Raw genomic sequence first — 21,611 nt, forward strand, 5'->3', positions numbered from 1 at the left:
GGAGGGGTGTCCTAGTCGATGCGATAGTAGATGATCGTCCCGGCAGGGTTCGATCGCACCTGTTGTTCGTACGTTTCTGGCGTCGGAGGGGTGCTGGGCTGAGCGGGATCCTTGGGATCATTGGCCGGATCGGGGAGCTTCGTCGCCCCCGTGAGATCGACCACCGCATGGACGCGCACGCGCGTCTCGCGCTTGTTCCCCGGGACGATGCCATCGGCGTAGATGCTCAGGAAGCTGGTCTTGTTGCCGAGGGACTTCGTGACGTTCGGCTTGAACTTCACAGCTTCCACGCCCATGGCCTTGAACTGCTGCCCGAGCATCCCCCCGAGCGAGCTGCCCGCCTTCTGGGTCATCGCGTCGACATAATCTTTCGGGGTGGGGAAGAGCAGCCCCCCGGTCATGCTCTGCACGAGCGACGCCACGGTGAGGAACGCCGTCTGCTGGTTCACGTCGCTGCAGAGCGGCGTCGTCGCGATATCCACGAAATCGGCGGTGCACGTGAGCCTGAGCAGCGTCAGCGCGTTCGCCGACGAGACGTTCACCTTCTGCTTCCGGCTGCCCCAGACGGTCAGGACCCGCTTGTCCGGGTTGCTCGGATCCGGGTCGACGAACGTCGCCCAGAAGTCGTCGTTCATGCCCCGGACCAGCCGCAGCTCGTCGACCGAGTCGAACGGGGCGTTCTTGCGCTGATAGGAGAGGCCGACCGTCTGGTAGAAGCTGTCCTCGGCGCCGGTGGAGCTCGGGGCGTTCGGCGTCGCGTCGCAGGCGAACGTCTGGTCGCCGGGGTCGGCCCAGTCGATGAGCGCGCTGCAGATGGTCGCGCGGTCCGAGAACTGGCCGTCGCCGTCGCGCTCCTCGAAGAGCATGTTGTACTGCGCGTCGCTCATCAGGCTGAGCAGCTGGTTCCCCACGGCGATCTGATCGGAGATGCCGCCCACGTCGTCGGCGGCGCGGTTGACGTTGATCTTCGAGTCCTCGTCGACGATCTTGAGCTCGAAGCGGCCGCCGCCGGTGAGCCCCAGGTTCTTGCCCGCCGCGCTGCCCTCGCCCGCGGCCTCGGGGGGCGCCGCGCTGCCCTCGCCCGCGGCGAGCTGCGCGTTGAAGGGGCCGAGGAACATGTCGGTGAACTTCCAGACCGGCACCTGGAACTTCCCCTTGATCCCGACGATCGCGAGCATCGGCCCGATCGCCGTGCTCACGCTCGGCTCGGAGGCGATGAGCATCCGCGACAGGTTCACGGCGCTCTTCGCGTAGTACTCGGCCCGCAGCGCGTCGCGATCGGCGAGCGCCGCGGAGAGCTCGGTGGAGGTCTCCTCCTGGAGCTCGGTCAGGAACACGGTGAGCACCGTGATCGCGCCGAGCACCATGACCAGCGCCACGCCGCGCCGATCGCGCCGCCTCCGGAGGCGGCGGCGCGCGGGTCCGGAAGTCGGCCTCTCTGCGGCGCGGTCCTCGGCGTGGGGGCTCCTCGGGCGGCTCATGGCTCAGTTGGCCCCGAAGGCGATGGGGACCTGCATCGGGAGTGGCACCTTCGACTCGAACTTGATCGGCTCGCCGCCCGGCCCGCCGTTCAGGACCAGCGTCACCCACACCTGCGAGGGGAGCCGGTCGAGCTGCGCCGCCGGCTGCGTCGAGTCCCACGAGTCGACCCACTCCCCGGTGATCGGGTCGAGGTACTGCAGATTGAAGCTCTCGATGTCCTCGGCGAGCACGTTGACGACCCCGCCCCTCGTCGGCTCGGTATCGATGGTCCTCGCCTCTCGCCGCACGAGATCGAGCCTGTCGCGCTCCGGGTCGCGCGCGCCGAAATAGCCGATCTCGCACTGATCGGACTCGTGCGCGTTCCGGAGGAGCCTCCGGTGCGCGAACGCGGTGAAATCGACGCGGTCGGCGGGCGACGAGTCGTCCCCCGCGAAGGCGGTGAGCCGCACGACGATGTTCTTGTCGGCCGGCTGGTGCCTGGACAGGAAGGCCGTCTGGAGCTCGCGCGAGATGCGGGCGATCGCCGCGCGGCCCTGGTGGTAGCGGTCGCCCATCCGGGAGATGCCCGAGCGCGCGCGGCTCATGCCGTCGAACGCGCCGTAGATGAGCGTCCCGATGAGCGCCAGGATGCCGACCGAGACGAGGACCTCGAGGAGGGTCACCGCGCGCGCGCGGCCGCGGCGCCTGCGGAGAGATCTCGCCCTTCGCGCCGCCATGGTCAACCTCCTCCTCCCTGACCGCCCGCGCCCTCCTCGGGCTGGCCCATCTGGGGGATCGTCACCCACTGCACGAGCTCGAACGCGTGCTCTCGAGACCCTTGCTGCCAGGTCAGCTTGACCGTCACCCGCCGCGCGCTCGCCTCGAAGATGGGCTGGAGCGTCGGCGCGAGCATGTCGACGAACGGCTGCAGGAGCCCCGAGATCCCGCCGCCCGACTCGCCGCCCCCCGCGCCGCCGCCGACCAGCGACTGCGCGAGATCGTTGATGTCGCCGCTCGGGGCCGCGGTGCCGCTCGACTCGCCCGGCTTGCCGAGCGCCCCGAGCCCCTCGAGGTTGGTGTCGAGGTCCAGATCGCCGTACTTGGGCTCGGGCATCTCGGGCTTCTCGATGCGCCAGCTGCACTTGATGTTCGGCGACTCGTCGCCCTCGCAGCACGGCCCGCTGTCGGCCTCGTCGAGCGCCGGCAGGCCGTCCTTGGCGAGCCGCTCCTCGAGCTCGGTCATCTTGCAGCGCGCGAGCCCGTTCGCGAGGCTGAGGTTCCGCGCGTGCGCCGCGGCCGAGAAGGCGCCGGCCTGCGCGGAGAGGATCGCCGTCAGCCCGAGGCCGAGGATGGCGACCGCCACCATCACCTCGAGCAGGGTGAAGCCGCGGGCGCGCATCAGAGCCCCGTGTCCTCGCGCTCCGACGCCTCGGCGTCGTCGCGCGGCCTGGGCATGCTCGCCTTGCCCTTCCTGAGCTCCGTCTTGCCGGTCAGCGGCGAGACGAGCACCGTCATCACCGCGTCGTCGGTCTCCCCGCCGCCCAGGCTGAGCTGGATCGCGGCGTGCTCGGTCTGGCCTCCGGGCCAGAAGTAGAGATAGGCCCGCCCCTCCGTCACGGGCTCGTCCTGGTGTCCGGTCTCCACCTGGAGGAAGCGCACGCCGCTCGACAGCTCCTTGCCGGGCCTGTCTTTCTCGGGGTTGAAGCCGTACGCCTTCGCCGGCTCGAACGAGGGCCGCGGCGCGCGCGGCCCCTTCAGGATCGCCTCGGCCTCCGCCGTGGCGGCCTTCTCGGCCTCCGTCGCCGCGGCGGCGCCGCCGGCCCGATCGTTCCGCTCGACGAGCAGCTCACCCGCGGATTCCTCGAGCACGATCATCCGCTCCTCGAAATCGAAGACCAGCCGCACCGGCTTCGACTTCGCGTTCGCGTGGGCGTAGGCGACCCGGACGGCGCCCGCGAGCAGCGCCGCGCTGCGCTTCAGCCGCGCGCTCGTGACAGCGCCCATGCCGAGCATGACCGAGCCGCTGATGAGCGCGATCACCGTGACGGTGATCAGCACCTCGACCAGCGTGAGTCCCCTCGTGCGACGGCGTGCCATGGGCGCTCCTGCTCCCGCGCGGCGCTACATCTCCGCGATCTTGTTGAGATCCGACTGCTTCATGTCATCCCGGATGTCGTCCGGGGTGTTCTCTTTCCTGTCGTCGCCGGACGAGACGACATGGACGTCGTTGTTCTCGTCACACTTGATCTTGTAGGGCTGGCCCCAGGGATCGTCCGTCTTGTTGCCGTCGATCTGCTTCGCGCTGACCAGCGCCTGGATCGTCGGGCACCCATCGGCGCCCGCCCCGAGCTGCTGGTACTGCTCGGCGGCGCTCTTGATGATCGTCGCCCCGGTATAGGCGCTCTTGACGCGCGACTGCTTGAGCTTCGGCCACACAACGAGCGTGGCGCCGCCGGCGATGATCGCCATGATCGTCACGACGATGAGCACCTCGACAAGGGTCACGCCCCGCGAGAGCTTCCGGCTCAGCCGTCGAATCCTTCTTGCGCTGCTTGCTCTGTTCGTCTCCATCTCTCACTCCACCCTGTCAAGGCCGCCTATTTCGCCGTCCGGTCCGTCGCTCATGAGATCGTATCCGTCCGGATCCTTTCTTCCGGGGCAGGTGAGCCGGAGCGGCCTGCCCCACGCGTCGACCGGGTCGATCGCGAGGTATCCCTCGCGCTTCAGCTCTTCCAGGGAGCCCGGGCACCGCCGCTCGTGATCGGCGCGGTACAGGGTGATCGCCCCGTGGACGACGGACAACGTGGCGCGGGTCGATCGAATTCCCACGAGCCGCCGCTCGCGCGCGCCGAGGAGCAGCAGGAGGACCGCCATCGCGAGGCCCGCGGCGAAGGGCCGCACCCGCGCCATGCCGGTCCGCCGGAAGAGCCCGCCGCCGCGCTCCCAGGGGAAGAAGATCGTGCTCTCTCGCTGCCTGCGCCGCCCCATAGCCACCTACCCGACGAAGCTCGACATCTGGATGAGCGGCATGAGGATGGATATCGCGATGAACGCGACCGCGCCGCCCATGATGACGATCATCAGCGGCTCGAGCAGGCTCGTGAGCACCTGGACCCGGGTCTCCACGGCGGAGTCGTAGGCGTTGGCGACGTTCTCCAGCATCGCCTCCAGCTGCCCGCTCTTCTCGCCGATGGCGATCATGTGGGTGACGATCGGCGGGAACCGGCCGCTCCGCTTCAGCGGCTCGGCGATGCTCTGGCCCTCGCGGATCGACGCGATGGCGTCGACGATGACCTTCTCCAGGGCCGCGTTGCCGAGCACGCTCCGCACGATATCCATCGCGCTGAGGAGCGCGACGCCCGACGACAGCAGGGTCGCGAGGGTCCGCGAGAAGCGCGCGATGGACAGCATCTGGATGAGCTTGCCGAAGATGGGCGCCCGCAGCACGAACGTGTCCCACGCGAGGCGGCCCTTCGGCGTCCGCACCCAGCGGCGGAACCCGTACACCGCGCCCACGAGCGCGAGGAGGACGAGCCACCAGTAGCTCGAGGCGAACGCCGACGTGCCGATGAGCGCCGCCGTGTACCAGGGCAGCGCCTGGTCCATGGACGCGAAGATGCCTGTCACGTTCGGCACGACCGCGATCATGAGGACCGAGATGAGCCCGATGCCGATGAGCGCCATCAGCGCGGGGTAGGCGAGGGCGGCGGTCACCTTGCCCACGAGCTTCGCCTGGTTCTCCATGAAGACGGTCAGGCGCGTCAGCACGCCCTCGAGCGTGCCGGACGCCTCGCCGGCGCGCACCATGCTCACGTAGAGCGGCGGGAAGACCGAGGGGTGCGCCTCGAGGGCCTTGGCGAAGCTCGTGCCTTCGCGCACCTGCTCGCGCACCTGCGTGAGCACCTTCTTCAGCGACTCCTTCTCGACCTGCTCGATGAGCGCGTTGAGCGACTCGAAGAGCGGGATGCCGGCGCCGATGAGCGTCGCGAGCTGGCGGGTCATCAGGGCGACGTCCGACGTCGAGGGGCGGCCCGCGAAGGCGAAGATCTTGAGATCGCGCTTCGCCTTCGCCTTCGCGGCCTGCTCCTCGGTCGCGCCGGTGAGCATGACGCCGTCCTTGCGCAGGGCGGCCCGGAGGGCCTTCGCGTTCTCCGCGTCGCGGACCCCTTTGACCGGCTTGCCGGTGCCGACGAGGATGCCTTTGTATTCGAATACCGCCACGGCCTTCCCTACTCGTCGACGATGACGTCTTCCTGCGTCGCCGCGAGGACCTCCTCGACGGTGGTGATGCCCTTGAGCACCTTGCGCGCCCCGTCATCCCGGAGCGTATCCATCCCCTGGGAGATGGCGACCCGCTTGATGGTCTGCGCGTCCGCGCTCTTCAGGATGTGCGGGCCCACGGCGTCGTCGACGACCATCAGCTCGTAGATGCCCCGCCGGCCGATGAAGCCCTTCTGGTTGCAGGCGTCGCAGCCCCCGGGCTTGTAGAACACGGCCCGGTCGATGTCCTGACCGATGTAGTCGTATTTCTGTCCGTGCACGCTGTAGCGGGTCGAGACCTTTCGCCGCGCCTTCCAGGCGAGCCGGTCCTCGTCGAGGCCGAGCTGCTGCAGCTCGTAATCGGAGGGCCGGTAGGGGACCTTGCACGCCGGGCACAAAAGGCGCACGAGGCGCTGGGCGAGGATGCCGATCACGCTGCTCCGCACGAGGAACGGCTCGATCTCCATCTCGACGAGGCGGGTCACGGCGGCGGCCGCGTCGTTCGTGTGGAGGGTCGAGAGCACCAGGTGGCCGGTCAGCGACGCGTGGATGGCGATCTCGGCGGTCTCCTTGTCGCGGATCTCGCCGACCATGATCACGTCCGGATCCTGGCGGAGGAACGCGCGGAGCGCCGAGGCGAAGGTGAGCCCGATCCCGGGGTGGACGTGGATCTGGTGGATGCCGCCGATCTCGTACTCGACCGGGTCCTCGGCCGTGAGGATGTTCCGGCTGGGCTCGTTGATCCGGTTGAGGCAGGCGTAGAGCGTCGTCGTCTTGCCGCTGCCGGTCGGGCCGGTGACGAGGATGATGCCGTCCGGCCGCTGGATGAGCGCGTCCATGATGGCGTACTCGCGCGGCGCGAAGCCGAGGTCGTCGAGCCCGAGCAGGACCGACGCCTTGTGCAGGATGCGCATCACGATCCGCTCGAAGCCGCGGCTCGTCGGCACGGTCGAGACGCGGATGTCGACGCTCTTGCCCGCGATCTTCAGCGTGATGCGGCCGTCCTGCGGGAGCCGCTTCTCGGCGATGTTGAGCGCCGCCATGATCTTCACGCGGGCGATGATCGGCGCCATGAACTGCTTCGAGGCGCGCTTCGCGACGTAGAGCTCGCCGTCGATCCGGTAGCGGACGACGACGTCGCGCTCCTCGGGCTCGATGTGGATGTCGCTCGCCCGCTCGCGGACCGCCTGCGCGAAGAGGCCGTTGACCCAGGCGATGATCGGGGCGTCGTCGTCCGAGTCGATGATGTCGACGAGGTTGTCCTCCTCGAGCGCCGTGTCGCCCTCGAGCTTCGCGCCGCCGTCCTCCTTGCGCTCCCAGATGCGGTTGATCGCGTTCAGCACCGCGTCGCTCGTGGCGACCGCGATCTCGACGGGCTTGCCGAACAGCGCCCGCACGTCGTCGATCGCCGTCGTGTCGAGGGGGTCGGCGACGGCGCAGTAGACGACCCCGTCGTGCTCGGCGAGCGGCAGGATCTTGTGCTGCTTGGCGTAGGTGATCGGCACCCGGCTCGCGAGCTCGAGCGGCACCGCGTCGATGTCGATGCGCGGGAGGAGGCCGACCTCGCACTCCTCCGCGAGCGCCTTGGCGATGCTCGCCTCGTCGGCGATGTTGGACGAGACGATGAGGTCCGCGAGCGCCTGACCGCGCTCGCGGACGGTGTCGTAGAGCGGCGCGAGCCGCTCCGCGGGGACGACGCCCCGCCGGACCAGGATCTCGCCGAGGTACTGCTGCTGCTGCAGGCTCATTCCACGCGCTCCATCTGCCGTCCACCCGGCGGCCGCCGCGTGGGCCGCGGCGGCGGGGCGCCGTTCGGCGGCGGCGGCAGCTGGGCCGGCTCGCCCTCCATGTCGGCCGCGCCGGGCTGCATGTGCGCGGCGCCGGTGGCCTTGCCGCCGAACGTCGGCAGGCCGACCGGATCCACCGGCACGTGCTCGCGCGGCCCCTTCGGGCGCGCCTCCTCCTCGAGGCGCGCCCGCTCCTCCTCGGCCAGCATCGACTGGCGGATGTCCTCGAGGAGCCCGTTCGCGCGGCCGAAGTCGCGCGGCGGCTCCCACGCGGCGCTCTCGCTGAAGACGAAGTAGCGGTCGATGAACTCCTGCCGCTCCTGCATCTTGCGCTCGAAGATGGTCCGGAGGTCGTCCTGGTCGCGGATCACGTAGGGCGTCAGCACGAGGAGGAGGTTCGTCTTCGTCTTCGTCTTGACCCGCTGCCGGAAGAGGAACCCGAGCACCGGGATGTCGCCCAGCACGGGGATCTTCGTCTCCGAGGTGGTCATGCCGTCGCGCATGAGGCCGCCGATCACGACCGTCTGCTGGTCCCGGACGACGAGCGTGGTGCTCGCGGTGCGCTTGTTGATGGGGATCGCGCCGAGCGCGCCCTCGAGGGGGGCGCCGGCGTCGGAGATCTCCTCGGAGAGCTCCAGCCGCACCTGGTCCGAGTCGTTGACGTGGGGGACGACCTTGATCTTCGTGCCGACGTCCTGGCGCGCGGCGGTGCCGCCGATGCCGCCGAGGCCGCCGAGCAGGCCGCCGAGGCCGGCGAGCCCGCCCGCCGCGGCGCCCGCGCCGCCCGCCAGGCTCGCGAGCTGGTTGAGCCCGCCGCCGCCCACGTTGGTCTGGAGCGGGATGTTCTGGCCGATCGAGATCTCGGCCGGCACGTTGTCGGTCGCGAGGATGTGCGGCGTCGCGAGGACGTTGGAGTCGCCGTCCTGGGCCAGCGCGTGCAGGACGACGCCGAACGCGGGGATCGAGATGCCCGTCCCGAGGATGTTGTTCGAGCCCGTGATCGCGGGGCCCTTGATGCCCAGCGCGAGCGCGCCGAGCTGCGCCGGCAGGCCGATGACGGACTGGCGGATGTTGTTGCCGCCGTAGACGACGCTGTCGTCCGCGTTGAGGCCGTCGAACGGCGCGCCGGCGTGGTAGCCGATGCCGAAATCGAGCGAGCGGCTGACGTTCACGTCCATGATCACGGCCTCGATGAACACCTGCCGCCGCGGCTCGTCGAGCTCGTCGATCACGGTGCGCAGCTGGGCGTAATCGTGGGGCGACGACGTGATGAGGAGCTTGTTGCTCGCCTCGTCGCAGGTGACCTTGACCTGCCCCTCGAAGATGTCGTCGGTCGAGCCGGGCACCGCGGGGGCGGCGCGCGCGCCCGGCCTGCCGCCCACGGGCGCGCCGCCGCCGCTCCCTCCGGTGAGGACCTGGTTCAGCGTCGCCGACAGCTCCTTGCAGCCGGCGTGCTGGAGCGAGAGCACGTGGACCTGCCCCTCGCCCGTCTGCGCCACGTCGAGGCGCTTCAGGATGCCGAGGACGCGCAGGTAGTCCGGCTCGGTGGCGGTGATGATGAGGGAGTTGGTCCTGTCGTCCGCGATGATGCGGGCGCCGGTGCCGCCGGCGCCGCCCCTGCCGGGCCTGCCGCCGCCCGCCGCGCCCCGGCTCGGGTCGACGATCTCGTTCAGCTTGGTCGCGACCTCCGCCGCGGAGCCGTAATGAACGGGCTGCACCCAGAGCTGATCGCCGGCGCCGCCGACGTCGATCTCCTCGACGATCCGGAGCATGCGCTGGATGTTCGTCCCGGTGTCCGTGATGATGAGCAGGTTGCCGGGCGGGTAGACGGTGACGTCGCCGTCCTTCGATTTGAACTTGCTCAGGACGCCGCCCGCCTCGTTGGCGTCGATATGGGACAGCCGGTACATGCGGGTGACGAACCGGTCCTCCGCGGGCACGGGCGCGGCGGTCCCGAACACGGGGGTCGTCTCGGACACGGCGCCCGGCGTCTCCACGATCTTGAGGAAGCGGCCGTGGGGGATGACGGTGAGATCGTTCGAGGCGAGGATCGACAGGAACGCGCTGTACGCCTCGGCGACGGTCACCTTCTCCGGCGCGTACACCGTGGCCTTGATCTGCCGGAGCTTGCCGCCGTAGATGAAGCGGCGCCCGGTGATGTTGCTGATGGCCTTCACGAGCTCGGGGAGGTCGGCCTCGTCGAGGTTGAAGCTGACCTTGTAGCCGCCGGGCTTCGGCTTGAACTCGATCTCCTGGACCCCCTGCTTGACCGCGGCGAGCGGGTCGTCCCCGGCGTCGCCCGGAGCGCCAGGCGCACCCGGCGCGGCAGCTGGCGGAGCGCCTGCGGCCGGCGCGCCCGGCGCGGGGCGGGCGGGCGGCGGCGGGACCTGGCCGGGGGTCCGCAGCACGGGGGCGCCGCGGTTCGCGGGCTGCGCTGCGGCGGGCGGCGCCGCGGCGGCGAGCACGAGCGCCGCCACCGGCGCGGCGAGGAGCCTCCTCCGGAGGCAGCAGGATCGCTCGAGGGTCGTCATCACCATCAGTCGACTCGATATTCTCTGCGTTGGTTGGTAGGGGAGGCGGCGCCGCTCAGTCAGCGTTCGGCGCGTTCGGCGCGCTCGGCGCGCTTTCGCGCGCGGGCGGCGAGGGGGGCCGCGGCCGCTTCGAGCGGGAGGTCTTGCCCAGGGCGGTCTTGCTCGCGCTGGCGGAGGCCTCGCTGTCGGCCTCCTCCGTCGCGTCCGTCGCGGACTCTTTGTCGTGGGGCGGCAGGACGGCCTTGGCGACCGACACGAGGATGAGGCTCATGACCCCGACGAACGTGAGCGAGCCGAGGACGAACGTGCCGATCACCATCAGCGTCCGCCGGAGCAGGCTCCCCTCGTTCAGCGTCCCTATCCATCGCGCCATGCCGCTACCCTGCTTTCGTCCCTGGATTCAGTCCGGAGCGCTCACTTGATGTTGAAGTCGATGTTCATCGGCTTGCCCTTGCGGTTGATGCTCACCGTGAGCCGGTCCGCCGTCCGGAGCCGCGCGTAGGCCTCGAGGGCCTTTTGCGGATCGCTCATCTCAAACCCGTTGATGCTGGACAGCCGATCTCCGTTCTCCAGCCCGAGCGTCCCCAGCAGAGAGTCCGGGCGAATCCCGAAGAGACGGATGCCCACCACCTTGTCTCCCTCCTTCTCGGGGACGATACGCGCGGAGCGCATCAGCTCGCCCTGGTTCTCCAGGATGTGGTCGACGGCGCTGCGCTCCACGTTGAACTCGTTCTCGCTCACGCGCTGGATCTTCGAGGCGAGCTCCGGCGGGATCTTCTTGCCGCCGCGGGCGGCGGGCTTCGCCGCCGCGCTCGTCGACGTCGTCGCGGGCGCCGGCGCCGGCGCGGCGCGGGCGACGACATGGTTGCTGCCCACGACGGCCTGGCACCGCGAGCTGCCGGACGTCAGCCAGACCCGATCCCACCCCACGTAGTAAACGGTCTGCCCGCTGATCTCATCCCCTTGCCGGCGCAAGATCGCCTTGCCGTCCGAGCCGGCCATGGCCGCGAACGACCACGCGGGATCGTCGGCCTGCGTGATGAGCAGGACGCGGGCGCCGTCGCAGGAGGGGTCCGCGTACGGGTCCTTGTTGGGCAGCTCGTGCGGGGCGCTCGGGATCTCGACCGGCTTGCCGTCGAGCGGCCCTGTCACCGAGTCGAACGGGTTGCGCGAGAGGATCGCCGCGGCGCTCGTCGCGTGGTCCGTGCTGCTCGCGGTCGACCCGAACGACGCCGGGCGCGTCGGAGGGCTCGGCGGCGCCGGCGGGGCGTCGATCGCGACGCTCGAGGCCACGAGCTGGCCCATGCCCGACGCCTGGAAGTAGGCGGCGAGCGCGATCAGCGCGCCCAGCACCCAGGGAAAATACCGCTTCAGGATCGCGTCGATGCCCATGCGCCCACCCTCCTCTAGGCGAGTTTCATGCCAGCGGTCAATCGCCGGTGGTTTCCCGCGTCTTCACGAAATTTCGGAAGCTGTCCCGCCAAGGTGACGCACCCCAGCCGCGCCGGGCGGCCTTCGTTGCCAAAGTGACAAATGGATTTTCGCGGGGGGCCGGCGCACGGGAGCGCGCCGTGTCCGCGGGACGGCGCGCGCGGCGTCACTCCAGCTCGCCGAGCTTTCGGTAGATGGTGCGCGTGGAGATGCCGAGCAACTGCGCGGCCACGGATTTGTCCCCGCGGGCGTGGCGGAGCGTCTCGCGGATGAGCCTGCGCTCGACCTCGTCGAGGGGCGTGCCGACCGAGAAGGTGAGCGAGCTCGGCTCGGCGGGGGCGGCCTCGCGGATGAAGTCGGGCAGGTCGTCGACGGAGAGCTGATCGCCGCGGCAGAGGACCACGGCGCGCTCGATCACGTTCTCGAGCTCGCGGACGTTGCCCGGCCACGTGTAGTCGGTCAGGCGCGCGAGCACGTCGCGCGGCGCCTCCAGGCGGGGGCGGTTGTTCTTCGTGCAGTAGACGCCGAGGAAGTGGTCGACGAGGAGCGGGATGTCCTCGCGGCGGGTCCGGAGCGGGGGCGCCGTGATCGCGATCACGTTGAGCCGGTAGAACAGGTCCTCGCGGAAGCGGCCCGCGGCGACCTCGGCGCGGAGGTCCTTGTTGGTGGCCGCGACCAGGCGCACGTCGGCGCGCACCGTGTCGCCGCCGACGGGCTCGTACTCGCCCTCCTGCAGCACGCGGAGGAGCTTCACCTGCACGGCGGGCGAGAGCTCGCCGATCTCGTCGAGGAACAGCGTGCCGCCGGCCGCCTTGGCGAAGCGGCCGTCGCGCTTCGCGAGGGCGCCGGTGAACGCGCCGCGCTCGTGGCCGAAGAGCTCGGCCTCGAGGATGGTCTCCGGGATGGCCGCGCAGTTGACCGCGACGAACGGCCCGCGCGATCGCGCGCTGCGCTCGTGGATGAAGCGCGCGAGCAGCTCCTTGCCGGTGCCGCTCTCGCCGAGCACGAGCACCGTGGCGCTCGAGGGCGCCGCCTGGGTCGCGATGTCGAGCACGCGGCGGAGCGTCGGGCTCGATCCGACGATCTCGCGCTTCGTGAGCAGCTTGATCTCCTGCCGGAGCGAGCGGTTCTCGGCGACGAGAGACTGGCGCTCGGCCGCCTTGCGCACGCTCTTGATGATCGTCATCCGCTTGAGCGGCTTCTCCACGAAGTCGTAGGCGCCCTCGCGCATGGCCTGGACCGCTGTCTCGACGGTCCCGTAGGCGGTCATCATCACGACCTCGGTGTCGGGCGCGAGCTGCTTCAGCGCGCGGAGCAGCTCGAGCCCGCTGACGCCCGGCATCATCAGGTCGGTCAGGACGACCTCGACGCGGCGGCTGCGCACGATCTCCAGGGCCGCCTTCGCGCTGTCCGCCGTGATGACGCGCATGCCGTCGCGCTGGAAGATCTTCTCGATGGAGGCGACGTTCGACGGCTCGTCGTCGACCACGAGGACCGTCGGCGCGCCGGGCGGCGGCGCGGCGGGGCCAGCAGGCGGCGCGCTCGAGGGGACTTGTGCCAGATCGTCAGCCATGCGCCACTGTGTCACAGACGTCAGCGGCATGTCCAGGAGAGCACGGGTCTGACAAAGTCCGAGCCGGCGCATGACAAACTGACACGCCGGCCTGGTCCCCGCGCGCTCCCCGCGAAGATCGCGAAGATCGCGGGATCGGTCAGCGGATGAGCTTCGACAGCTGCTTGAAGTCGTCCGTCCCGGCGATCCTGAGCCAGTCGAAGACGACGGTCTCCGCGGTGGTGATGGTGGCGCCTGCGGCGCGGCAGAGATCGAGGCCGGCGAGCCGGTGGTCGTCGCGGCGGGAGGCGACGCCGTCGAGCGGCACCTGGACGAGGAGGCCGCGCGCGGCCAGGTCGCGCACGGTCTGGAAGACGCAGACGTGCGCCTCCATGCCGACGACGATGGCGGCGCGGGGCGCGCGCCCGGTCGGCGTGCGCAAGGCGCGCTCGAACTCGGGGGAGCCGCAGGCGGAGAACTCCATCTTGGGGAGGACGGGCGCGCCTGCCTGGGCGAGCCGCTCGGCGATGGGCGCGACGGTCGGGCCGAGGCCCGCGGGGTACTGCTCGGTGGCGACGACCGCCGCGCCGAGGCGCCGCGCCGCCTCGATCAGCACCGTGGCCGCGCGGGTCAGCGCGTCCATCTGGGGCGCCGGCATCGCGGCGGCGAGCTTTTCTTGCACGTCGATGACGATGACCGCGCTGTCTGCGGGCTCGATCCTTTGCATGGTGGCTACCTCGTGGCGCGGAAGCTCCTCAGGAACCGGAGCAGGTCGCTCCGCAGGTCGAAGCGGAGGAGCGCCTCGCCGATCAGGGCGCCGCCGTCTCCGACGAGGACGCCGGGCAGGACGGTCATCGACGTCATGAGATCGCCGGGGCGCACGGTCTTCCGGCCGGCGAACGCGCAGCGGCGGCCGTCGTTGGCGGTGAACTCGAAGGAGTAGGGCAGGGTGCCGGTGCGCACGACGTCGAGGCCGAGCCGCCCGGAGAGGTAGCGGTGGTCGGCGAAGCCCTCGGCGTCGATCTCGCCCTCGATCTCGACCTCGGGCTTGCGCAGGAAGTCGAGGAGGCCGCGCGAGCGCGCCCGGATCGTGAACGACATGGGCCGCTCGTCGGAGGGCGAGTCGACCAGGTGGAAGCTCCCGGCCATGGTCTCGCAGAACTCGAAGCCGCGCATCACGCCTCCGCCCCTCACGCCTGCGGGGGCGCGCCGCGGGGCGGCGCCGGCAGCGGCGGGGCGGCCGTCGCCTCCGTGAAGTCCTCGGGCGGGAGCACGAGCCGCTCGACGCGGCGGCCGGACGCGAGGGCGTCGACGATCTCCGGGACGTCGGCGGGGGTCACGCGGCCGTAGAAGTAGCCGTCCGGCTCGACGGCGATGACGGGGCCCGCCCAGCAGACGTCGAGGCAGCTCGCGGAGCAGGCGCGCGCCTCGACCTTCGCGAGGCCCCGCTCGGCGAGCGCGGCCTTGAGCTGCACGTGGATGCCGTCGGCGCCGCGCTGAGCGCAGGAGCCCTTGGGAACACCGTCGGGGCGGCGGTTGACGCAGACGAAGAGGTAGCGCTTTCGCTGGGGCACGAGGCGGATCCTCGTGCGTCGCGGGGGCCAGGTCAAGCTGGGGCGGGGGCGGTGGACGCCGCCGGCGGGTGAACTGCGCGGTCAACGACGGCGGGCGCTGGACAGGCGTGTACGCCAGGTGGATAGGGTAAGGGAAGAGACGATGCTGCGAGCGCTTCACATCAAGGACGTGGGGCCGGCGGCCCGCTTCGACCTGGAGCTGGGCGAGCGCCTCAATGTGCTCACCGGCGATAACGGGCTCGGGAAGAGCTTCGTGCTGGAGGTGGCCTGGTGGGCGCTTACCGGGACCTGGCTCGACCGGCCGGTGCTGCCGCAGCGTGGGCGAGAGGAGAGCGCGGCCATTGCCGGCGAGCTCCGCTACAAACTCAAGTGGGATCGTGGCGAGCACGCGCCGCGCGAGGACGAGTACACTTTCGAGGCGAGCTTCAACCGGATTGCGCAGGGGTGGGATCTCGAGCCGTCGAGGCGGAGTCTTCCGGTGAACGGCTGGGTCTCTGCGCACCGGGGCCTCGATGTGGCAGCCAAGCTGGAGCTGGCCGTCCCGGTTCTCTACGTGGGCGTCAACGGAGCGCTCTCGCTCTGGGATCCCGCACGCGGCCAGCCTCGCGAAGAGACTCACGGTCGGCGCATCGCTTCGGCGCAGGCCTATCACTTCAGCCAACAGGAACTCTGGAATGGACTGGAACGCGAGGGGAAGACGCTTTGCAACGGGCTCGTCCACGACTGGGTGACCTGGCAGCTCGAGGCGGAGGCTGGCCACGAGGCGGAGCAGCCCTTCGACCTGCTCCGCCTCGTGCTGCAGCTCCTCTCGCACCCTGACGAGCCCATGATTCCCGGCAAGCCCGTGCGGCTCTATCTCGACGACGTCCGCCGGATTCCTACCATCGACCTGCCTTACGCGGCCGGTGTGCCCGTCGTGCACGCATCCGCCGGGATGCGGCAGATCCTTAGCCTGTCGTATCTGATCGTGTGGGCCTGGACCGAGCACGTTCGAGCCTCGCGGATCATTGGCTGGCCACCGGCAGACCGCATGGTGATCCTGGTCGAGGAACCCGAAGTGCACCTGCATCCGAAGTGGCAGCGGCACATCGTCCCCGCGCTCCTGCAGGTGTTGTCCGGGCTCAAGCCCGTCGCCGAGCAGACACAAGCCGGCCAGCTGGAACAGGCGCCGGCGATGCGGCCCCAGGTGCTGCTCACGACCCACGCACCCCTGGTGCTCGCCTCGCTGGAGCCGCACTTCGATGGCACGCGGGACAAGCTGTTCACCTTCGATCTGAAGGAAGGCCGCAACGTCGAGCTCGAGGAGCGACCGTGGACCAAGTACGGCGACGCGGTCGGGTGGTTGACCTCGGAGGTGTTCGATCTCCCTGAAGCCCGTTCACCCGAGGCAGAGCGAGCCATCGCCGCAGCCTACGACTTCATGGCGGGCCGCCATGAACGCCTGCCGGAGCAGCTGAACACGGGCGCTGCCATTCATGCCGAGCTCCAGCGCGTGCTGGCCGATCAGGACCCCTTCTGGCCGCAGTGGTTGTTTGCGCGCCAGGGGCTGAAGCAGTGATCCGCGTAGACCGTAAGCCGCTCTCTCCTGAGGCGCGGCACAGGTACGAGGTGAAGGTGCTTGGACCTGGCCTGGCGTGGCTTGATGCACATCCGGCGCCTCGGGCGAGCACCCCAGAAGCTCCGCGGAAGCCGGAGCGGCCGCCCGATTACTGGCGGGAGATCAGTGAAGCACTGGCGGACGCGTTTCACGAGCGCTGCGCGTACACCGCGATGTGGCTATCCTCCCCCGGGCAGGTCGATCACTTCGTGTCAATCGATGAGGATCGCGGCAGGGCCTATGAGTGGGACAACTTCCGCTATTGTTCCGGTGGGCTCAACAGCAGCAAGCAAGGGATCCGTTCGTCCCGGATCCTTGCTCCGCTAGAGATCGGGGACGACTGGTTCGAGATCATCCTTCCCAGCCTGGAGCTGGGGGTGACCGATCGCTGTCCGGAACCCTTGCGGGAGCGCGCGGAGTTCATGCTCGATCGCCTCCATCTCCGCAAAGGACCCCAGGTCATCCGCTATCGACGGCAGTTCTACCAGCAATACCGCCCTGGAGACCCGCGGACACTGGAGCTGCTTGACCGGTGGGCTCCGCTGATCGCACGCGCCATCCGGAAACAGGAAGCACAGCACGCCGCCGCTGGAGCGGCGCCGCCACGACCTTGACGAGGCGCCGGGAGGGCTGTGTTATCGCGCAGCTCGAGCTCAGGCTCCAGCCTCGACGGCGCTGCGCGCGCGATGCCGGCGCAGCGCCAGGTTCACGATCCCGATCGGCGCCACGAAGAGCACGATCGCGAACCCGAGGACGCCGACCACCATCCCCGCGAGGCTCGCGAGCGCGAGCCAGAGCACGTCGAGCGCCGCCGGGCTAAAGCCGGACGAAGAGCGCTCATCGACGCGCATCTCCCTGCGCAGCTCGCCGACCTCGCGATCGAGCAGCGCCTCGAACGGCCGGCCATACAGGCTCTCGCTGCGGCGGCCGTGGAAGAACGCGCGGACCGTCCGGCGCGGGGCCGAGAGCAGCCCCGCGAAGAGGCCGCCCAGGTTGAGCTGCCAGGCCGCCACGAAGCTTTTGCAGCCGGCGCCGAGCTCCCACGCGGCGATCTCGAACTCGCCGATCGCGTTCGTGTCGTAGCCCGTCAGCACGTGGTGCAGGTCGTGGTAACGCACGGCGCGAACGCGCGCCCGGGTGTTCGGGAAAGGGACGGGGAGCGGACCGAGCTTGAAGTCGACCCACGCGTCGCCGTACCCGCCGTCCGCGCCGAAGCGGTTCACCTCGAAGTAGCGCGCCCGCGCCTCCCGCATCGTGAGGCCTTCGTCGTAATGCACCAGAGCCATGGCACCACCCTCGTTCGATGACTTCAGTCACTGACCATGGTCATTCTTCGCGCTCGTTCTGTCAAGGAGATCGCCGTTTGACGGCGCTTGACGGGGAGCCATCCGCGGCAACAGAGTGCCCGGTCGATGAGCAAGGTCATTCTAGGCGCGACGAAACGCCGGAAGCGAGCCGCGGCGCCGCGAGCTCCGGCTGCGCCGGCGCCGGCCGCGTCGGCGCCGATCGCGCCGGCGCCCGAGCGCGGCGGGCGCGCCCAGCAGAAGCTCGACACCCGCCGGCGGATCCGGGACGCCGCGTGGGCGCTCTTCACGGAGCTCGGGTACGACGACACGACGACCAAGGCGGTGGCGGAGCGCGCGGAGGTCGCGACGGGGACAGTGTTCGTGCACGCGCGCGACAAGCCCGACCTGCTCATGATGGTGATGCACGACCGGCTCGCGGCCGCTGTCGACGCGGCGTTCGAGGCGCTGCCGCGCAAAGAGCCCCTGCTCGCTCAGCTGCTCCACGTGTTCCAGCGGCTGTTCGCGATGTACGGCGAGCAGCCGCTCGTGTCGCAGGCGTTCGTGAAGGCGTTTCCCGGTGCGTCGGGTCCGAACGGAGAGCGGCTGAACGCGCTCACGTTCGCGTTCCTCCACCGCATCGCGGGCCTCGTGCGCGACGCGCAGGCGCGCGGCGAGGTCGCGGGCGACATCGACCCGCTCGCCGCGGCGCACAACATCTTCGCCCTCTACTTCGCGGCGCTCCTGTCCTGGCTCAGCGGCTTCGTGACGCTCGGCGCGGCGCTCGATCCCGTGCTGAAGAGCTCCCTCACCCTCCAGTTCCGAGGGCTCCGGGCGTGAGGCGCAGCCGGCGCGCCGGCGTCGGCGCGCGCTCTGCCGGAGATCACCGGCGCGCCGGCGTCGGCGCGCGTCAGCGCGCGTCAGCGCATGACTTGCCGGGGATCGCCGGCGCGGAGCGCGGCGAGCACCTCGGCGTGGGTGCGCGGGTCGCCGGCGGCCACCACGTCACCGGCGCTCGTGGCGTCGAGCGGGCGCCCTTCCCAGTCCGTCATGACCCCTCCGGCGCCGGTGATCACCGGGACGAGCGCCGCGAAATCGTGGAGCTTGAGGCCGTACTCGACGACCACGTCGATGCTGCCGCTCGCCACGAGGCCATACTGGTAACAATCGCCGCCGTAGCTCACGAGCTTGGCCCGGGACGCGACCTCCCCGAAGGCGCTGGCCTTCGCCGGCGGGAAGTACTGCGGGCCCGTGGTGGAGAGGCGCGCGAGCGGCAGCCCCGCGCACGCGCGGACGCGCGCCGGCGCGCCGTTCCAGAGCGTCGGGCGGCCCAGGACGCCGAGCCAGCGATCCCCGAGGACGGGCTGATCGATGACGCCGAGCACCGGCCGGCCCCGGTGCAGCAGCGCGATGAGCGTGCCGAAGAGCGGCTTGCCCGTGAGGAACGCCTTCGTCCCGTCGATGGGATCGAGCACCCACACGAGCTCCGCCCCCTCGTTCTGGCGGCCGAACTCCTCTCCCACGATCCCGTGGCCCGGAACGCGCGCGGCAAGGAGCTCGCGTATCGCCGCCTCGGCCTCACGGTCGGCGACCGTGACAGGGCTCGCGTCCGCCTTGTCGTCGGCCTCGATGCCCTTGCGAAAATAGCGCCGGATCACGGCGCCGCTGGCGTCCGCGAGCCGCTCTGCCAGCTCGACCAGGTCCTGGGAAGGGGTCATCGTCTCCTCCGTGGGCCCTCGAGGCGAGCCTCACCGCGCGATCCCCTACGCGCGCCGCCCGCTCACGGCAACCACCTCGCCTCGCGGCGCCCGGAGCGAGCTCCGCGTCAGGCCGCGTCGCCCACGCGGGCGCCCGGCGACAGGCTCGCTCGGAGGTACGCGCCCAGCGTGTCCGTGCCCCGCGCGCCCTCCGGGTGGAAGTCGGCCAGCACCGGCCCGTTGTGGGGCATGTCCCGCAGCACGTCGAGCGTGACGTCGACGCCCGCCTCGCGGGCGCGCCGCGCGAGCTCCTGGCCCTCGTCGTGGAGGCGCTCGGCGCCGCCGACCTGGATGAACAGCGAGGCCAGCCCGGCGAGGCGCGCGTGGAGCGGTGAGAGCCGGGGATCGTCCAGCGGGGTCGCGCCCGCGAAATCGCGCGCCTGGCGCAGGAGACCCTCCCGGGTACCGTAATCGGTCGCGTCGTTCGCGCGCGCCGAGGCGCTGCTCGAGGTGAGGTCGAGCCAGGGGGAGATGAGCGCGGCGCAGCGCGCCTGCGCGCCGCGGTCGCGCAGCGCGAGCTGCGTGACGAGCGCGAGGTTGCCGCCCGCGGAGTCGCCGGCGAGCGCGATCTCCCCCGGCGCATGGCCGCGCTCGACCAGCGCGTCAAAGGCGGCGAGCGCGTCCTCGAGCTGCGCGGGGTAGCGGTGCTCCGGCGCGAGCCGGTAGTCGATGCCCACGACGCGGGCGCCGCTCGCCAGCGCGAGCCGCGCCATGAGGTCCGCGTGCGTCTTCGTCGAGCCGTACAGGTACGAGCCGCCGTGGAGGTAGAGGACGACGCCGCGCGACGCCGCGCCCGGGGGCTCGAACCAGACCGCGGGGACGCCCTTCAACGTGTCGACCGTGCGCTTCACGCGCCGGACGGCCTTCTGGGAGTACGGGCGCGCGTCGAGCTCGGCCCTGACCTCCGGGTAGGGCCGGTCGAGCAGCTGGATGAAATCGCGGCGGAGAAAGCGGACCACCCACTCGAAGCCGAAGCCCCAGCTCGGGCGCGCGGGCCCCCGGCGGGCACGTTCGTTCGTGGTCTCCACGAACGCGAGGCCGAACCTCTTCATCAGGCGAAGCATCATGGCGGGCATCGTAGCGGACGCCTCCCGCGATCGCGGCGGCCTGTGCCCGCGCCGGTCCGAGCGCCGCGCCGCCGCCCCTCTCGGCGAGGTGCGCCGCGGCGCGCGCCAGCGCTCGCGGCGCGTCAGCGCTTCTTCCGCGGATCACCCCGGAGGATGGGATACGCCATCAGCAGGCTCAGCCAGACCACCAGGAACTTCGGGTCGGTCAGCGTCTCGAACGGGATCTCGAAGCGCTCGTTCGCTGTCGCGGCCTCCACCTTGCGCTGCTGCGCCTGCGCCACCGCGGGGCTCACGACCTCGACGCGCCTCCCGCCGCTCACGGCGCCCGTGCCGCCGGCCGCGGGCATCTTCGGCAGCAGGGTCCCCTCGGCGATCGCCTTCTCCTCGGGCGTCCGCTCCGTCCTGAGATCCGGGTCGATGAGCACCACCGCCGGCTCGAGCCCCTCGGGGTGCTCGGCGCCGCCCGGCTCCGCTGTCGCGATCCGCGCGTCCTCTTCCTCCGGTCGATCCACCGGGACGAAGCGCGGCGCGACCTCGCCGGGCTTACGATCGCGGAGCTCGACGGTCACCTGGGTCGGGATGTACAGGCGCCGCACCTCCTCGAGCGGGACCACGGTGTCCCTGGCGGAGGCCGGCGGCCCGCCCGCGAGCTCGGGCACCTTCGCGCGCGCCGCGTCGATCGCCGCCTGCTCCGCGGCCATCGCGGCCTTGCAGCTCGGAAGGGACGGATCGAAGTCGAGGCCCACGGCGCTGGCGCCCCCCCTCCTCCGCTCCCGGGGCGGCGTGCACTCCTCGTGGATGCGCTCCGCGACGTCGTCGTCCTCCCGGTGCAGGAGCGCGAGCGGGAGCTCCTTGCGATCGTCGATGCCGTTCGCGACCTCCGGCCGGGCCACGAAGCGGTACCGCACGCGGAGCGCGAGGGTGCGGTGCCCCGCGGCGTCGACGACGGTCACGGCCTCCTTGGCGAAGCTGTCCGTCGTCGCGCCCTGGACCTCGCGCCGGCTCACCATCACCCGGGACTTCCGCAGCCCCGTGAACACCGATCGCGTCTGCTTCCGCACGCGCTCGAGGATCTTGAAATCGCTCGTCCCGGTCGGGACGTAGACATAGCCGTCGAACTGGAGCACGGCGGGCGGACGCTTCACGTCCTGCTCGGCCGTCTTGCCCCGATCGCCGCACCCCGCGAGCGCCAGCACCCCGGCCAGCACGCCGATTGCCGGGAGAACACGGAGGACTGCACGGAGAAGTGCTACCACAACAGATCTCCACGACGGCGAGGGTGCAACGCCGGTGAATCTAGCTCCGGCGACC

22 protein-coding genes are annotated in these 21,611 nt (G+C 70.8%); 3 read left to right on the forward strand and 19 right to left on the reverse strand.

What is annotated here, in order from left to right; genetic code table 11:
- Positions 1–11: 11 nt before the first annotated feature.
- The 15 genes from WMF22_RS50165 to WMF22_RS50235 form a co-directional block, all read right to left on the reverse strand.
- The gene (locus WMF22_RS50165; RefSeq protein ID WP_438034350.1) at positions 12–1,379 is read right to left on the reverse strand and encodes a general secretion pathway protein GspK; all 1,368 of its coding nucleotides are present in this window, start codon (positions 1,377–1,379) and stop codon (positions 12–14) included.
- 105 nt (positions 1,380–1,484) lie between these two features.
- Entirely contained in the window at positions 1,485–2,198 is a 714-nt protein-coding gene (locus tag WMF22_RS50170; protein WP_437296925.1) for a type II secretion system protein GspJ, read from the reverse strand.
- Between the two features lie 2 nt (positions 2,199–2,200).
- Positions 2,201–2,860, reverse strand: a complete 660-nt coding sequence (locus WMF22_RS50175; protein ID WP_438034351.1) for a type IV pilus modification PilV family protein — start codon at positions 2,858–2,860, stop codon at positions 2,201–2,203.
- Positions 2,860–3,558 carry a pilus assembly FimT family protein gene (locus tag WMF22_RS50180; RefSeq protein WP_437296927.1) on the reverse strand — a complete coding sequence of 233 codons (699 nt, stop codon included), beginning with the start codon at positions 3,556–3,558 and terminating at the stop codon, positions 2,860–2,862. The genes WMF22_RS50175 and WMF22_RS50180 overlap by 1 nt, the downstream gene beginning before the upstream one ends.
- Positions 3,559–3,582: 24 nt before the next feature.
- On the reverse strand, positions 3,583–4,032 hold the full coding sequence (locus WMF22_RS50185) for a type II secretion system protein (protein ID WP_438034352.1): 450 nt from the start codon (positions 4,030–4,032) through the stop codon (positions 3,583–3,585).
- 3 nt (positions 4,033–4,035) lie between these two features.
- Positions 4,036–4,449, reverse strand: coding sequence for a type II secretion system protein GspG (locus WMF22_RS50190; RefSeq protein WP_437296929.1), 414 nt, complete (start codon positions 4,447–4,449; stop codon positions 4,036–4,038).
- 6 nt (positions 4,450–4,455) lie between these two features.
- Complete coding sequence (gspF, locus tag WMF22_RS50195) at positions 4,456–5,682, reverse strand: type II secretion system inner membrane protein GspF (RefSeq protein ID WP_437296930.1); 1,227 nt, start codon at positions 5,680–5,682, stop codon at positions 4,456–4,458.
- 8 nt (positions 5,683–5,690) lie between these two features.
- Entirely contained in the window at positions 5,691–7,469 is a 1,779-nt protein-coding gene (gene gspE / locus WMF22_RS50200) for a type II secretion system ATPase GspE (protein WP_437296931.1), read from the reverse strand.
- Positions 7,466–10,045 (reverse strand): type II secretion system secretin GspD, encoded by a 2,580-nt coding sequence (gene gspD, locus WMF22_RS50205; protein ID WP_438034353.1) that lies wholly within the window; start codon positions 10,043–10,045, stop codon positions 7,466–7,468. The genes gspE and gspD overlap by 4 nt, the downstream gene beginning before the upstream one ends.
- 49 nt (positions 10,046–10,094) lie before the next feature.
- Entirely contained in the window at positions 10,095–10,412 is a 318-nt protein-coding gene (locus WMF22_RS50210; RefSeq protein WP_437296933.1) for a hypothetical protein, read from the reverse strand.
- A gap of 41 nt (positions 10,413–10,453) precedes the next feature.
- The gene (gspC, locus tag WMF22_RS50215) at positions 10,454–11,431 is read right to left on the reverse strand and encodes a type II secretion system protein GspC (protein WP_437296934.1); all 978 of its coding nucleotides are present in this window, start codon (positions 11,429–11,431) and stop codon (positions 10,454–10,456) included.
- Positions 11,432–11,636: 205 nt separating this feature from the next.
- Positions 11,637–13,043 (reverse strand): sigma-54-dependent transcriptional regulator, encoded by a 1,407-nt coding sequence (locus tag WMF22_RS50220; RefSeq protein ID WP_437548210.1) that lies wholly within the window; start codon positions 13,041–13,043, stop codon positions 11,637–11,639.
- A 139-nt stretch (positions 13,044–13,182) separates the two neighbouring features.
- A complete protein-coding gene (locus WMF22_RS50225) occupies positions 13,183–13,749 on the reverse strand; it encodes an isochorismatase family protein (protein WP_438034354.1) in 567 nt (188 codons plus the stop codon).
- 5 nt (positions 13,750–13,754) lie between these two features.
- Positions 13,755–14,198: a hypothetical protein gene (locus WMF22_RS50230; RefSeq protein WP_012241832.1), complete on the reverse strand. Its 444-nt coding sequence runs from the start codon at positions 14,196–14,198 to the stop codon at positions 13,755–13,757.
- A 14-nt stretch (positions 14,199–14,212) separates the two neighbouring features.
- Positions 14,213–14,596 (reverse strand): (2Fe-2S) ferredoxin domain-containing protein, encoded by a 384-nt coding sequence (locus WMF22_RS50235; protein WP_437296936.1) that lies wholly within the window; start codon positions 14,594–14,596, stop codon positions 14,213–14,215.
- Positions 14,597–14,738: 142 nt separating this feature from the next.
- Between WMF22_RS50235 and WMF22_RS50240 the strand changes: the two genes are divergently transcribed.
- Both WMF22_RS50240 and WMF22_RS50245 read left to right on the forward strand, forming a co-directional pair.
- Positions 14,739–16,154 (forward strand): AAA family ATPase, encoded by a 1,416-nt coding sequence (locus WMF22_RS50240; RefSeq protein WP_438034355.1) that lies wholly within the window; start codon positions 14,739–14,741, stop codon positions 16,152–16,154.
- A 248-nt stretch (positions 16,155–16,402) separates the two neighbouring features.
- On the forward strand, positions 16,403–16,807 hold the full coding sequence (locus WMF22_RS50245; protein WP_438034356.1) for a hypothetical protein: 405 nt from the start codon (positions 16,403–16,405) through the stop codon (positions 16,805–16,807).
- Positions 16,808–16,846: 39 nt separating this feature from the next.
- On the opposite strand, the gene WMF22_RS50250 is transcribed toward WMF22_RS50245, so the two are convergent.
- Positions 16,847–17,479, reverse strand: coding sequence for a hypothetical protein (locus WMF22_RS50250; RefSeq protein ID WP_438034357.1), 633 nt, complete (start codon positions 17,477–17,479; stop codon positions 16,847–16,849).
- 126 nt (positions 17,480–17,605) lie between these two features.
- Here WMF22_RS50250 and WMF22_RS50255 point away from each other — a divergent pair, with 126 nt between their 5' ends.
- Complete coding sequence (locus WMF22_RS50255; protein ID WP_438034358.1) at positions 17,606–18,316, forward strand: TetR/AcrR family transcriptional regulator; 711 nt, start codon at positions 17,606–17,608, stop codon at positions 18,314–18,316.
- Positions 18,317–18,396: 80 nt separating this feature from the next.
- Here the strand turns inward: WMF22_RS50255 and hisN are convergent, their stop codons facing one another.
- From hisN to WMF22_RS50270, 3 genes are all read right to left on the reverse strand, one after another.
- Complete coding sequence (gene hisN / locus WMF22_RS50260) at positions 18,397–19,194, reverse strand: histidinol-phosphatase (protein ID WP_438034359.1); 798 nt, start codon at positions 19,192–19,194, stop codon at positions 18,397–18,399.
- A 107-nt stretch (positions 19,195–19,301) separates the two neighbouring features.
- Positions 19,302–20,300 carry an alpha/beta hydrolase gene (locus tag WMF22_RS50265; RefSeq protein WP_438034360.1) on the reverse strand — a complete coding sequence of 333 codons (999 nt, stop codon included), beginning with the start codon at positions 20,298–20,300 and terminating at the stop codon, positions 19,302–19,304.
- A 122-nt stretch (positions 20,301–20,422) separates the two neighbouring features.
- Complete coding sequence (locus tag WMF22_RS50270) at positions 20,423–21,556, reverse strand: hypothetical protein (RefSeq protein ID WP_438034361.1); 1,134 nt, start codon at positions 21,554–21,556, stop codon at positions 20,423–20,425.
- Positions 21,557–21,611 lie beyond the last annotated feature (55 nt).

The organism is Sorangium sp. So ce204, from assembly GCF_051526795.1.
GTDB classification, from domain to species: Bacteria; Myxococcota_A; Polyangia; order Polyangiales; family Polyangiaceae; genus Sorangium; species Sorangium cellulosum_B.